12 protein-coding genes are annotated in these 13,573 nt (G+C 73.9%); 8 read left to right on the top strand and 4 right to left on the bottom strand.

Going from position 1 to position 13,573, the window contains the following annotated elements; all coding sequences use genetic code 11:
* Positions 1-48: 48 nt before the first annotated feature.
* From ABTW95_RS03580 to ABTW95_RS03560, 5 genes are all read left to right on the top strand, one after another.
* A complete protein-coding gene (locus ABTW95_RS03580; RefSeq protein ID WP_396448167.1) occupies positions 49-1,410 on the top strand; it encodes a hemolysin family protein in 1,362 nt (453 codons plus the stop codon).
* Positions 1,407-2,423, top strand: coding sequence for a hemolysin family protein (locus ABTW95_RS03575; protein ID WP_396448166.1), 1,017 nt, complete (start codon positions 1,407-1,409; stop codon positions 2,421-2,423). Before ABTW95_RS03580 ends, ABTW95_RS03575 begins: the two co-directional genes overlap by 4 nt.
* 74 nt (positions 2,424-2,497) lie before the next feature.
* On the top strand, positions 2,498-3,523 hold the full coding sequence (locus tag ABTW95_RS03570) for a cation diffusion facilitator family transporter (protein WP_500224232.1): 1,026 nt from the start codon (positions 2,498-2,500) through the stop codon (positions 3,521-3,523).
* A 79-nt stretch (positions 3,524-3,602) separates the two neighbouring features.
* A complete protein-coding gene (locus ABTW95_RS03565) occupies positions 3,603-6,503 on the top strand; it encodes a coiled-coil domain-containing protein (RefSeq protein ID WP_500224230.1) in 2,901 nt (966 codons plus the stop codon).
* A 52-nt stretch (positions 6,504-6,555) separates the two neighbouring features.
* Positions 6,556-7,203, top strand: coding sequence for a class I SAM-dependent methyltransferase (locus ABTW95_RS03560; RefSeq protein WP_500224227.1), 648 nt, complete (start codon positions 6,556-6,558; stop codon positions 7,201-7,203).
* Here the strand turns inward: ABTW95_RS03560 and ABTW95_RS03555 are convergent.
* The 3 genes from ABTW95_RS03555 to ABTW95_RS03545 form a co-directional block, all read right to left on the bottom strand.
* The gene (locus ABTW95_RS03555) at positions 7,156-7,872 is read right to left on the bottom strand and encodes a helix-turn-helix domain-containing protein (protein WP_500224224.1); all 717 of its coding nucleotides are present in this window, start codon (positions 7,870-7,872) and stop codon (positions 7,156-7,158) included. The two genes, ABTW95_RS03560 and ABTW95_RS03555, sit on opposite strands and share 48 nt — an antisense overlap.
* Positions 7,873-7,897: 25 nt before the next feature.
* Entirely contained in the window at positions 7,898-8,281 is a 384-nt protein-coding gene (locus ABTW95_RS03550; protein WP_396448161.1) for a phage holin family protein, read from the bottom strand.
* A gap of 85 nt (positions 8,282-8,366) precedes the next feature.
* Positions 8,367-8,813 (bottom strand): hypothetical protein, encoded by a 447-nt coding sequence (locus ABTW95_RS03545; RefSeq protein WP_396448160.1) that lies wholly within the window; start codon positions 8,811-8,813, stop codon positions 8,367-8,369.
* A 186-nt stretch (positions 8,814-8,999) separates the two neighbouring features.
* Between ABTW95_RS03545 and ABTW95_RS03540 the strand changes: the two genes are divergently transcribed.
* Positions 9,000-9,659 carry an HAD family hydrolase gene (locus ABTW95_RS03540; protein WP_500224221.1) on the top strand — a complete coding sequence of 220 codons (660 nt, stop codon included), beginning with the start codon at positions 9,000-9,002 and terminating at the stop codon, positions 9,657-9,659.
* 44 nt (positions 9,660-9,703) lie between these two features.
* The gene (recQ, locus tag ABTW95_RS03535; RefSeq protein ID WP_500224219.1) at positions 9,704-11,524 is read left to right on the top strand and encodes a DNA helicase RecQ; all 1,821 of its coding nucleotides are present in this window, start codon (positions 9,704-9,706) and stop codon (positions 11,522-11,524) included.
* 54 nt (positions 11,525-11,578) lie between these two features.
* Here the strand turns inward: recQ and ABTW95_RS03530 are convergent, their stop codons facing one another.
* Entirely contained in the window at positions 11,579-12,919 is a 1,341-nt protein-coding gene (locus ABTW95_RS03530; protein ID WP_500224216.1) for a flavin monoamine oxidase family protein, read from the bottom strand.
* 56 nt (positions 12,920-12,975) lie between these two features.
* Here ABTW95_RS03530 and ABTW95_RS03525 point away from each other — a divergent pair, with 56 nt between their 5' ends.
* Positions 12,976-13,563: a TetR/AcrR family transcriptional regulator gene (locus ABTW95_RS03525; RefSeq protein WP_500224213.1), complete on the top strand. Its 588-nt coding sequence runs from the start codon at positions 12,976-12,978 to the stop codon at positions 13,561-13,563.
* Positions 13,564-13,573: the final 10 nt, after the last annotated feature.

The raw sequence follows: 13,573 nt of genomic DNA, 5'->3' as shown, positions 1-13,573 counted from the left end.
GAGTGGTGAGTCCGCGGTGTCGGACCCCAGTCATAGACCCGGTGCCCCGTGCTGAGCGCGGCACTGGGCGTACTCGCGGTGATCCTCCTCACCGCCGCCACCGGATACTTCGTCGCCCAGGAGTTCGCCTACGTCGCCGCCGACCGCGCGACCCTGGAGCAGGCCGCCGCGCGCGGCGACACCGCCGCCCGCCGCGCCGTCAAGGTCATCAGCAGGGTCTCGTTCATGCTGTCGGGCGCCCAGCTCGGCATCACGATGACGACCCTGGTCGTCGGCTTCATCGCCAAGCCCGCCCTCGCCGAGCTGATCCGGCCCCTGCTCGAAGTCGCCGGCGTCCCCGCGGGCGCCACGGGGGCGATCGCGCTGGCGACGGGCTTCGTGCTGGCCACGCTCATCCAGATGCTTCTGGGGGAGCTGTTCCCCAAGAACCTCGCGCTGGCGCGCGCCGAGTCGCTCGCGCGCGCTCTGGCCGCGTCCACCCTCGTGTACCTGGCGGTCGCCGGGCCGGTGATCCGGCTGTTCGACCGGTCCGCCGAGCGGCTGCTGCGCGCCGTGGGCGTCGAGCCCGTCGAGGAGCTGCACAGCGGGGCGACGCTGGAGGAGCTCGGCGACATCATCGGCAAGTCGCACAGCGCCGGGCACCTGCCCGCCGACCTGTCCCGCCTGCTGGAGCGCGCGCTGTCGTTCGGCGAGCTGACCGCGGACGAGGTCATGGTGCCGCGCCCGCAGGTCCGGACGCTGCCGGCGACCGCGACCGCCGCCGACCTGATCGCGCTGATCCGCGAGACCGGGCACAGCGCCTACCCCGTCTACGGGACGGAGGTCGACGACGTGGTCGGCGTCGCGGGCGTCCGCGAGGTCGCCGACGACACCCTCGACCCCGCCACCCCGGTCGGCGAGATCGCCCGGCCCGCGCTGCTCGTCCCGGGCAGCCAGCCGCTGTACGGGGTGATCGAGCACATGCGCGAGTCCAGGCAGGAGTTCGCCTGCGTGGTGGACGAGTACGGCGGCCTCGCCGGCATCCTCACCTTCGAGGACGTCGCCGAGGAGCTCGTCGGGGAGATCACCGACGAGACCGACGGCCTGGCGGAGGCCCCGACGTCCGGGCCGGACGGGTCCTGGGTCGTCGACGCCGGCATGCGCATCGACGAGGTCGGCCGCCTCACCGGGCTCGACCTGCCGGAGGGCGACGCCTACGACACGCTCGGCGGGCTCGTGATGGCGGAGCTGCGTCGGCTGCCGTCCGCCGGCGACCGCATCACCGTCGGCCTCGACACCGGCTCCGTGGAGCTGGAGGTCGTGAGCGTGGCGCGCCGCGTCGCCGAGAAGATCCGGATCAGGACCGCGACCGTGCCTGCGCCGCGCCCGCCGGCGCCGCCGTCCCCGTCCTCCGCGGTGGAGGTGCCGTGAACCTGCTGCCGTCGCTGCTGATCACCGTCCTCCTCCTGATCGGGAACGGCTTCTTCGTCGCGGCCGAGTTCGCGCTGGTCGCGGCCAACCGGCCGCAGCTGGAGCGGGCCGCGGCCAAGGGCAGCCGCCCGGCCGTGGCCGCCGTGGCCGGCGTCCGCGAGCTGTCGCTGATGCTCGCCGGGGCGCAGTTCGGCATCACGATGTGCTCGCTGGGCCTCGCGATCGTCACCGAGCCCGCGTTCGAGCACTTCCTGGAGCCGCCGCTGCACGCGCTCGGCGTCCCCGAGGCGGGCGTGAAGGCCATCGCGCTCGGCACCGCGCTCGCCGTCGTCACGTTCCTGCACATGGTCGTCGGGGAGATGGCGCCGAAGTCGTGGGCGATCTCCCACCCGGAGCGGTCGGCGCTGATCCTGGCGCTGCCGTTCCGCGCTTTCGCGAAGGTGTCCCGGCCGATCCTGTCGGCGCTGAACGCGGCGACGAACGCGCTGCTGCGGCTCTTCCGCGTCACGCCGAGGGACGAGCTGGACAGCCACACCGACCCCGCCCGGCTCAGCCACCTGGTCGGCGAGTCGCGCCGCCTCGGCCTCATCGGGCGGCGCGACCACGAGCTGCTCCGCCGCGCCATCTCCGCGCGTGAGGCGACCGTCGGGCGCCTCGTCGTGCCCGCCACGTCGGTCACCACGATCGGCGCCGACGCGACCGCCGCGCAGATCCGCCGGACCGCCACGGCCAGCGGCCACAACCGGCTGCTCGTCCGGTCCGGGGACGGCGCGATGACCGGGATCGTGCACGTCCGGGCCGCGATCACCGAGCCCGACGGGGACCGGCGCGCGGACGAGCTGGCGCATCCGGCGCCCGTCCTGACGGCGGAGACGACCGTCCTGGACGCGGTGAGCCGCATGCGCCGGGACCGCGCCCAGCTCGCCGTGGTGAACGACGAGCGCGGCGAGTTCGCGGGCATCGTCACCCTGGACGACCTCCTCGCGGAGCTTCTGGCGACGAACCCGCACTGACGCAGCGCGCGTACCTGCGACAACAGCGCAGTTGTCGAGATGCTGCAACGGGATTCGTGGTCCATCGTGGACCCATGAGCGGACACGGGCACGGGCACGGACACGGGCACGGACACGGACACGGGCACGGGCACGGGCGTCTCCGGCACGTCCTGCGGCCGCACTCCCACGAGGCGGCCGACAAGGTGGACTCGGCCCTGGAGGCCAGCGCCCAGGGCATGCGCGCGCTGTGGATCTCGCTGGCCGGGCTGGGCGCGACCACCGTCCTCCAGGCGGCGGTGTTCGCGTTCACCGGCTCGGTCGCGCTCCTGGGCGACACCCTGCACAACGCCGCGGACGCGCTGACAGCCGTCCCGCTGGGGATCGCCTTCGTCCTCGGCAGGCGTCCCCCCACCCGCCGCTACACGTACGGCTACGGCCGCGCGGAAGACCTGGCGGGAGTCGTCATCGTCGTGGCCATAGCCGCGTCCTGCGTCGTCGCCGGCTACGCGGCCGTGGACCGCCTCGCCCATCCACAGCCTGTGGACCACCTGCCCGCCGTGGCCGGCGCCGCCCTGATCGGCTTCCTGGGCAACGAACTCGTGGCCCGCTACCGGATCCGCGTGGGCCGCCGCATCGGCTCGGCGGCCCTGGTCGCCGACGGCCTCCACGCACGAACGGACGGCTTCGCGTCCCTGGCGGTCCTACTGGGCGCGGGCGGCATCGCCTTGGGCGCTCCTTGGGCCGACCCCCTGGTGGGCCTGCTCATCACTGCCGCGATATCGGTCGTCCTCTGGCAGACGGCCCGCGAAGTCTGGCGCCGCCTCATGGACGCCGTGGACCCGGCCCTGGTCGACCGCGCCGAAACCGCCCTGGCCTCCACCCCTGGCGTGCTCGCGGTGGGCGACGTCCGCCTCCGCTGGATAGGCCACAGCCTGCGCGCAGAGTGCGACGTCGTCGTGGACCCCGGCTGCACCCTCGTCCGAGCGCACCAGGTGGCCGTGGACGCCGAGCACAGCCTCATGCACGCCCTGCCGCGCCTCTCCGGCGCCCTCGTCCACCCCGACCCCGAGTCCCGCGACGGTGAAGATCATCACGCAGCCCTCGCGGGCCACCGCTGATCCCCGGTCTGTGAGACGTTAGTCCCCGGCAGATGGGGAAATACGGCCTCGGACGGTCGATCTGGGACGGGATGACGTCGTGAAGCAGCCGGCAGAGACCAACGAACCTGAGGGCACGGGCGTCACTGCGGAACCCGAAGACGTCCAGGACGAGGTCGACGTCCGGGCAGGGTTGGAGACCATGCCCATCGAAGGCGAGGGATCCACCCCCGCTCTGGGAACGGACGAAGTCGACTGGGGCGGCCCCGAGCTGGTCGAGAGCATCTACGGGCCGCTGACCGAGTTCTACGAGCAGATCGACGCGCGCCTCAGAGAGGCGCCCCAGGAGTTCTCACCGGTCGGCTGGGCCCCGCACATCGCGGCCCTGCGGGCCCTGCGGAACCAGCAGGTCGCGGGCGACTGGGAGGTACTCGCCCGCTTCCTGGTGGCCCCCGGCTCACTGGACGAAACGGACGCCTTGCGCCTGATCCACGTGGCAGAGGGCGGCGAGGCCGACGCCGCCCGAAAGGTGATCAAGGAATTCGCGGCGTCGGACGAGCGCGCCCTCCTCATCGCCCCCACCCCCGAGCAGGCCGCCGAACTGCTGCGCGGCATCGAGGACGACCCCGAGATCTTCTCCCTGCTGATCGAGACACGCCCGCAGACGGCGGAGTCCCGCTCGGTGGAGACACAGGCTCTGCCCCCCGTCGAAGAGCCCCCGCCCACGACGGAGACGACAGCACCACCGCCGCTACGAGAGCCGGGTTCCCAGGGAACGATCGAGTTCAAGCCCCTGACCGCTCCGGAAGAAGCCGGGAGCCCGTCCGCCGAGACGAGACTCGAACCCCTCCCCGCACTACCCCCGGACCAGGAAGACGACGAAAGCGCGTCCGCCGTCACCCGCGTCGAACCCATCCCCGCGCTGCCTCCCGAGGCGGGCGGAGACGACGACGCGTCCAGCGCAAGCCCAGGCGAGCAGCACCCCCAACAGCCGACCGAAACGGGAACAGACGAGAGCGCATCCGCCGCCACGCAGGTGCAACCGATCCCCGCGCTTCCCCCCGAGGCGCCGGACGGAGGCGAAGGGGCAACCGCTCCCGAGGCAGGTGAGCAGCCCCACGCGCTGAGCGAGACAGACGAGAGTGCGTCTGCCGTCACGCGGGTTGAGCCGATCCCCGCGCTGCCGCCGGAGACCGGGGGAGAAGAGGACGGCAACACGTCTTCTGGGGGGCACGGCGAGGCCCTCGCGGCTCCGACGCCCGAGGCTGAAGGCGATGAGAGCGCATCTGGTGTGACGCGGGTCGAGGCGGTTCCGGAGTCTGGAGCGGAGGCGGCCGAGGGCGGGGCCGGCGGCGCGCCGGGGGTGTCGGCGCCGGAGACCCGGGTGCGGTCGGCGGCGCTGCGGCCGGTCGGGGAGGCGTGGCGGCGGGCTTGGGACACGGAGGTCCGGCTGCTGCGGCGCGGGTTGATGTGGCTGGAGCAGTGGCCCCGGGACGCGGCGGCGCTGCATGCCGTCCGGGCTGAGCATCTGCGGCGCGGTGAGGAGCTGGAGGCCGAGAAGGCGGCGCTGCGCCGCGGCATCGAGGAGGCTCGGAACGCGGCCGCGGAGGGGGAGCGGGTCGCCGCCGAGGCCGAGGCGGAGGCGGAGCGGCTCGCCGCCGTCCAGGAGGAGGCCGAGGCCGAGCTGGTGGAGCCGCGCGCGGAGGCGGACCGCCTGAAGGAGGAGGCCGACCGGGCGGCGGACGAGGCGACCGCCATGACCCGCACGGCCGACGCGTCCTACGCGCGGTGCGTGCAGCTGGACGAGCGGGCGAAGACGGCGCAGGCGGAGCTGCAGGGTGCGCGGGAGGCGGAGGCGTCCCTCACCGACGAGCTGGCACGGGCGAAGGAGGCGCTGCCCGCCGCGGCGGAGGAGGCGCACCGGCTGACGGCGGCCGACGCGGACGCCGCGGCCGAGGGGCACGCCGCCTACTACCGGCTGGTGTCGGCGGAGTCGGCTCTGGCGGCGGCGCGCCGGAAGATGACGCTGGCGCAGCGGCTGCACGTCGCGTCGCCGCCGGCGGAGCTGCGCGGCCTGCGCGCCGAGGTCAAGGCCCGGGCGCGGGAGGCGGACGAGGCGGCGAGGCGCGCGCGGGAGGCCAAGGACGCGGCCGAGCACGCGGAGCGGGTGCGCCGGGGGCTCGCGTCGTTCGTGTCCGAGGGCGGGGCGCGGCTGCAGCGGGCGCGGGAGGCGCAGGAGCGGCTCGGCACCGAGCTGACCTGGCTGGCGACGGAGCGGGAGAAGGCCGGGGCGGAGCATCAGGAGCACGCGCGGCGGGCGGCGGAGGCCGTCGAGCGGGCCAGGGAGGCCGGCGTCAGGGCGCGGGCCGCGCAGCAGGCGGCCCAGGAGATCGAGGACCGGGTGACCGCCGCCCGCACGTCCCGCGAGAAGCTGCTGGCGGCGGCCGAACGCGCCCGGGCGGACGCGGAGGCCGCGGCGGCGAAGGCCGCCGAGCTGGCGGACGTGCTGGAGCGGCGCACGGCGGAGGCCGCCGAGGAGATGGCGGTCCTGGAGGGCGACGTGGAGACGGCCGCGCGGACCGAGGCGCGGACGCGGGAGAACGTCGCCGAGATCTGCGGCGCCGACCCCACCGAGGACCCGGAGGCCGTCCCGTCCCACCAGCGGCGCGCGATCGCCCGGATCGAGCAGCTCACCGGCTACATGGAGGGCGGACGGGCGGTGGAGGGCGATGTCCTGCTCCGCACCGCGGACATCGTCGTCGGGACGCCGCTCGGCGCCGCCCTCACCGGCTCCGGCCAGGAGTTCGACGTGCTGATCGTCGCGGACGCGGGGGCGCTGACGGACGCGGAGTTCCTCATCGGCGCCGTCCGGACGCACCGCTGGGTGCTGATCGGCGCGCCCGGGTCCCGTCCGCCGGAGTACCGCGAGTACGCGGGCGGGCCGTCCGACCGGCTGGAGCGCGGCCCGTTCGAGCGGGCCGCCGTCGCCGCGGACGGCTAGCGCGAGCGTTCCGTTCAAGACCGGCGGCGGCGCGGCGGGCGACACTCCGTCCATGACCGAGCAGACCTTCACTCCCGCGCTGGGCCGTTTCGGCCTGCCCCGCCTCTACGATCCGGTGATCGCGCTGACGCGGGAGCGGCTGTGGCGGAGCATGCTCGCCATGCACGCGGCGGTCAGGCCCGGCGACGTGGTCGTGGACGTCGGCTGCGGCACCGGTTCGCTGGCCCTGCTGCTGCACCGCGTCGAGCCGGACGCGCGCGTGATCGGCGTCGACCCCGACCCGGAGATGCTCGCGATCGCGCGGCGCAAGGCGGGCGCCGCCGCGGTCGAGTGGCGCACGGCCACCGGGGACGCGCTGGCGGACGTCGTGGCCCCGGGGACCGTCGACACCGTCGTGTCCAGCCTCGTCCTCCACCAGTGCCCGGTGCCGATGAAGCGGGCGATCCTGGTCGCGATGCTCGAAGCGCTGCGGCCCGGCGGCCGGCTGGTGATCGCCGATTTCGGGCGGCAGCGCACCCCGGCGATGCGGCTGGCGTTCCGCCTGGTGCAGCTCGCGGACGGGCGGGAGAACACCCGCTTCAACGCCGACGGGGCGCTGCCGGGGCTCATCGCCGGGGTGGGCTTCCGCCGGGTCCGCGAGACCGGGAGCGTGTCAACGGTGAACGGCTCGATCTCCATCTACACCGCGCGCCGCGCCTGACGCCCGCAGGGCCCGGACGGCCTCCGCCGGGGTGAGCCCCATCATCCGCCGCATCTCCCGGGTGAAGTGCGCCTGGTCGGCGAAGCCGCCCGCGAGCGCGGCCTCGCTCAGCGTCCGCCCGTCGCGCAGGGCCTCGGCGGAGCGGGCGAGGCGGCGCCAGACGCGCCAGCGCGCGAGGGGCATGCCCAGCTGCTCCCGGGCCAGGGCGCGCAGCCGCTGCGGCGAGAGGCCGGCCTTCGCGGCGAGGACGGGCATCGGGGCGGGTTCGTCCATCAGCGCGCGCATGGCGTTCAGCAGCCGTGCGTCCAGTTCGCCGGACGGGCGGCCGCCGGCGGCGCGGACGTCGTCCTCCCGGAGGCCGCGCAGACCGGGGGCCGGGGCGACGCCGGCGCCGCAGAGGGGGCGCAGCCGGTCGGCGAACGCGCAGTGCGGTTCGATGAAGAAGGTGCGCAGCGCCGGTGCCGCGTGCAGCCGGTGACCGGCCATCGGCGGCACGAGCAGCGCCGGGCCGCTGTGGCGGGTCCCGGACGCGTCGTCCATGGCGACATCGCCGCCCATGCCGATGGCGACCTGGAAGGCGGCGTGCCGGTGCACGCCGCCTTCTGCCGCGGGGCCCTCGTAGAGGGCGTAGCCGTCGCCTATGACGAAGCGCGCCGGCGTTCCGTCCACGATGGGGCTCCCACCCGGCTAGTCCCTAGTCGTCATCGTCGTCGCCGGGGAGGAAGAGGTGCAGGAGCCAGCCGACGACGCCGACGACGATCGCGCCCCAGAAGGCGGGCCAGAAGCCGTCGACGTGGAACGGCAGGTCGAGGCGCTGCGCGACCTCGCTCGTCAGCAGGAGCAGCAGCGCGTTCACGACGAGGCCGATCAGCCCCAGCGTGAGGACGTAGAACGCGCAGCCGAGGGTCTTGATGATCGGCTTCAGGACGGCGTTGATCAGGCCGAAGATGACCGCGACCGCGATCAGCGTGGCTACGCGCCGGCCGGTCGTCTGGTCGCCGAGGGAGATGCCGTCGAGCAGGACCGTGGCGACCCAGAGGGCGGCCGCGGTGATGCCCACTTTGAGAAGAATCCGCACACCACGATCATGGCGGAAGCACGGTGCGCGCGGCATCCCTCCACGTGACGATTCGGGCGGACGCCGCCGTCATCACCGCGTACTACTACTCGTTCCGCTCGAAGAAGGGGGAGGCGGCGGGCGTCCGCGGCCGGCCGCCCGCGACGCGGACGCCCTGGACGCCGGACGAGGCGGGCTCAGGCCGCGGCTGCGCACCGCGCCGGCCGGAGCCCTGCCGGACGCGGGCGAGCTCCCGCTCCAGGCGGCGCTTCTCCATCTCCAGCGTGGTCAGCGACTCCTGGTGCTCCTCGCGCAGGTCGCGCAGGTCGCGGCGGTTGCGGATGCGGCGGGCGGCCCCCGTGAAGGTGAGCATCAGGCCGAAGACGAGGACGACGGCCACGGCCGCGCCGGCCAGGAACACCTGCCACTCGCTGTTCAGGCCCGGCACGCTCTGGCCGAAGACGACTAGGTGGGCGCTGTCGGTGTTGTCGAGGACGACGCCCGCGCCGGCGGCGACTGCGGCGGCGACCAGGAGAAAACCGAGGAACACCATGGGCAGATCTCCTCTGCAGTGACTCCGGAGGGGGAACGGAGGGTCACCACGATGCCAGACTGAAACGGGATCATGTCGCATTCGCGGCATAAATCCGGTACATCTGCCCGGCCGGACGCGCACGGTTCCGGCCCCGCGACCCCGGGTAGTGGACCGGCAATCGCGCAGAGATCACTGGAGGGGCCCATGTCCGTGCAGGCCATCGTCTTCGACCTGGACGGGGTGCTGATCGACTCGGAGCCGGTGTGGGAGGAGGTGCGCCGCGCCTACGTCGCCGAGCACGGCGGGCGCTGGCTGCCCGACACCCAGGACCGGCTGATGGGGATGAGCACCGAGGAGTGGGCCGCCTACCTCGCCACCGACCTCGTCGACGGCGTCACGGCGGAGGACGTCGCCTACGAGGTCATCGACCGGATGTCGCAGCGGTACGCGAACGGGCTGCCGCTGCTGCCGGGCGCGGTGGAGGCCGTCCGCCGGATGGCCGCCTACCGCCCGCTGGGCCTCGCCAGCTCGTCCCCGCGCGCCCTCATCGACCTGGTGCTCGGGGAGATGGGGGTGGAGAGCCTGTTCCGGACGACCGTGTCCACCGAAGAGGTCGACCTCGGCAAACCGGCACCGGACGGGTACCTCGCGGTCGCCGCGCAGATGGAGGTCCCGCCCGGCGCGTGCGTCGCCGTCGAGGACTCCAGCAACGGGCTCCGCTCGGCGCACGCGGCCGGGATGACGGTGATCGCGATCCCGCGTCCGGCGCATCCGCCGGCGCCCGACGCGCTGGAGCTCGCCGCCCACGTCGCGTCCGGCCTGGACGAGGTCACCCCGGACCTGGTGGAGGCCGTCCACAGGTGAAGGTTCCGGGGACGGGTGACGGAGGCGGTTCATAGTATGGGCCGATGACTTCCCCCGAGACGCTCGACGCGCTCCAGCGCGTGTTCGGCTACGACTCGTTCCGGGACGGCCAGCGGGAGATCATCGAGCACGTGGTCGCCGGCGGGGACGCGCTCGTCCTGATGCCGACCGGTGGCGGGAAGTCGCTGTGCTACCAGATCCCGGCGCTGGTCCGGAAGGGCACCGGCATCGTCGTCTCGCCGCTCATCGCCCTCATGCAGGACCAGGTGGACGCCCTGCGCGCGCTCGGCGTCCGGGCGGGCTTCCTCAACTCCACGCAGGACTTCGACGAACGCCGCGTCGTCGAGGCCCAGTTCGTCGCGGGCGAGCTCGACCTCCTCTACCTCGCGCCCGAACGGCTGCGCCTGGCCGCGACCGTCGAGCTGCTCGACCGCGGCGACGTCTCCCTCTTCGCGATCGACGAGGCGCATTGCGTGTCGCAGTGGGGGCACGACTTCCGCCCCGACTACCTGACGCTGTCCGGCCTGCACGAGCGCTGGCCGGACGTCCCGCGCATCGCCCTCACCGCGACCGCGACCGAGGCGACCCGCAACGAGATCGCGTCGCGCCTCCGGCTGGAGGACGCCCGCCATTTCGTCGCGAGCTTCGACCGCCCCAACATCCAGTACAGGATCGAGCCGAAGACCGACGCCAAACGCCAGCTCCTGCGCCTCCTCCAGACCGAGCACAAGGGCGACGCGGGCATCGTCTACTGCCTGTCCCGCAACTCCGTGGAGAAGCACGCCGCGTTCCTCACCGAGAACGGCATCGAGGCGCTCCCCTACCACGCGGGGCTGGACGCCGAGACCCGCGCGGCGAACCAGGCGCGCTTCCTCCGCGAGGACGGGCTGGTCATCGTCGCGACCATCGCGTTCGGCATGGGCATCGACAAGCCCGACGTCCGCTTCGTCGCCCACCTCGACCTGCCCAAGTCAGTCGAGGGCTACTACCAGGAGACGGGGCGCGCCGGCCGCGACGGCCTCCCGTCCACCGCCTGGCTCGCCTACGGCCTGCAGGACGTCGTCAACCTCCGCAAGATGATCGACGCCGGCGAGGGCGACGCCGCGCACCGCCGCCGCCAGAGCATGCACCTCGACTCCATGCTCGCCCTCTGCGAGACGGTCGAGTGCCGCCGCGTCCGGCTCCTCGACTACTTCGGCGAGCCGAGCGAGCCGTGCGGCAACTGCGACACGTGCCTGAACCCGCCCGAGACGTGGGACGCGACCGTCCCCGCGCAGAAGGTCCTGTCGGTGATCGTCCGGCTCGACCGGGAACGGCGCCAGAAGTTCGGCGCCGGGCACATCATCGACATCCTGCTCGGCAAGCGCAGCGCGAAGGTCATCCAGTTCGACCACGACACCCTGAAGTCCTTCGGCGTCGGCACCGAGCTGCGCGAGGCGGAGTGGCGCGCCGTCATCCGGCAGCTCCTCGCGCAGGGCCTCGTCGCCGTGGAGAGCAACCACGGCACCCTGCTCCAGACCGACGCGAGCGCCGACGTGCTGCGCGGCCAGCGCAAGGTGATGATGCGCCGCGAACCCGAACGCACCGCCACGAAGGCGGCCAAGACCGCGAAGGCGGCGAAGGCGCCGGTCGACCTGCCCGCCGAGGCGATGGCCGTCTTCGAGCGCCTCCGCGCCTGGCGCGCCGCGACCGCCAAGGAGCAGGGCGTCCCCGCCTACGTCATCTTCCACGACGCCACCCTGCGCGAGATAGCCACCGCCCTCCCCGCGACCCTGGCCGAACTGTCCCGCGTGAACGGCGTAGGCGAGAACAAACTCGCCAAGTACGGCGAACAGGTCCTGGAAACCCTCGCCGACCCCGCCTGACGACGGAGCCGAGCGCTCCCGCGGGTCGGCCGGCGCTGCCGAGCCGGTACCGGGTCAGGGTTTCAGGCTGGTTTCGCGGGCCGCGCGGTGGCCGGACTCGACGGCCCCGTCGATGTAGCCGGCCCACCGGGTCGCGGTCTCGGTGCCCGCCCAGTGGAGCGGGCCGACGGGGCGGCGCAGGGACGGGCCGTAGCGCGTCAGGGTGCCGGGCGTCGCGAAGGCGCCGTAGCAGCCGCGGGAGTACTCCTCCTCCGCCCAGTCGCGCTCGATGTAGGCGATCGGGTTCTTGGCCCGCGGGCCGAAGTAGGCGGTCAGGTCGGCCAGCACCCGGGCGCGGCGGTCCTCGGGGGACAGGCGGCCGGCGATGTCCGCGTGGCGCCCCTCCAGGAAGCCGACGATGACGCCCGGTCCGCCGCTCTGCGGCGTGTTGTCGAAGGTGACGCCGAACGGGCGGCGGTCGCTGGTCACCTGGCCGCTGAACCCGTCCGCGCGCCAGAACGGCTCGTCGTACGCCACGTTCACCTTGATCACGCGCCCCATCGGCATGCGCTGGACGAGCTGGTCGCGGTCGCCCGGCAGACCGGGGCTGAACCGGATGCGGGCGGCGAGGGGCGGCGGCACCGCGATGATCGCGCGGCGCGCCCGGACCTCGCGGCCGGCGGTGCGCAGCCGGACGGAGTCGTCCGTCCACTCGATGTCGGTGACCGGGGAGTTCAGCGCGATCCGGTCGCCCAGTTCGGCCGCCAGCGCGAGCGCGATGCGCTGCGAGCCGCCGGAGACGCGGTCCTGCTGGGCGCCGCCGGTCGTGTCGATCAGCGGGTCGAGCCCGCCGGCGGACGCCATGTAGAAGCCCGCCCACAGCGCCGACATGTCGCCGGCCTCGGCCGAGAAGACCGCCTGCGTGATCAGGCGCATGAACGCGCGGCCCCCGCTCGTGCGCATGTTCCGGCGGATCCACGTCTCGAAGGTCTGCTGGTCGAGCCTGGCGGCGCGGCGCGCCGTCCACGGCTCGTCCGCCGGGATCCCGCGCACCAGGCGCGCGACGCGCAGCTGCGCCTGCGCGATGTCGGCGAGCGTGAGCGGGGACAGCCGGGGGATGCGGCCGGTGTACTCGCCGCGCGTCCGGCCCAGCTCGGCGATGTGCCGCCCCTCGTCGTAGGTCGGGTAGGTGGTGAGGCCGAGCTCCTCGATCAGCGCGAGGACCCTGTCCTGGCCGGGCCCGACCCACTGGCCGCCGACCTCGATCGGTTCCCCGCCGGGCAGCTCGCCGTTCAGCAGCCGCCCGCCGACCCGGTCGCGGGCCTCCAGGACGACGACGTCGTGCCCGTCCCGGACGAGGTCCCGCGCGGCGACCAGCCCGGCGGCGCCGGCTCCCACGATCGCGATGTCCGCCATGTCCCTCCCATGCACGACGCATCTGACATACACCTTGTATGTGTTATACATGCCGCATGGAGCACGTCAAGACCCGGCGGGAGCGGTATGTCGAGAGCACGCGCGCCGCGCTCCTCGACACCGGCCGCCGGTTCTTCGCCGAGCGCGGGTTCCACGACGTGTCCGCCGAGGAGCTCGTCCGCGACGCCGGGCTCACCCGCGGCGCCCTCTACCACCACTTCGCCGGCAAGCAGGGCCTGTTCGAGGCCGTGTTCGAGGAGCTCGAGGCGCAGGCGGCCGAGCGCATCACCGCCGCGATGGCCGCCGACCGCTCGCCGGAGGCGAAGGCGGCCACCGGGATCCGCACGTTCCTGGAGATCTGCTCCGACCCCGAGTACCGGGAGATCGTCCTGCTGCAGGGGCCCATCGCGCTCGGCTGGCAGCGCTGGCGCGAACTCGACCAGCGCTACCTCGGCACCATCCTCACGGACGGCCTGACGGCGCTGCTCGGCGAGTCGGGCCCGCACCCGATCGGCCTCACCACGGCCGCCTTCTACGGCGCGCTCACCGAACTGGCGCTCTCGGTGGCGGACGCGGAAGACCAGGCGCAGGCCCGCGACCAGGCACTCCACCTGATCAAGACCCTCCTCGCCGCCCTCCGCTGAGCCGCCCGTC

Source organism: Spirillospora sp. NPDC127506 (assembly GCF_040302145.1).
In the GTDB taxonomy this organism is placed as follows: Bacteria; Actinomycetota; Actinomycetes; order Streptosporangiales; family Streptosporangiaceae; genus Spirillospora.
This window is presented reverse-complemented; position numbering and strand designations above follow the sequence as displayed.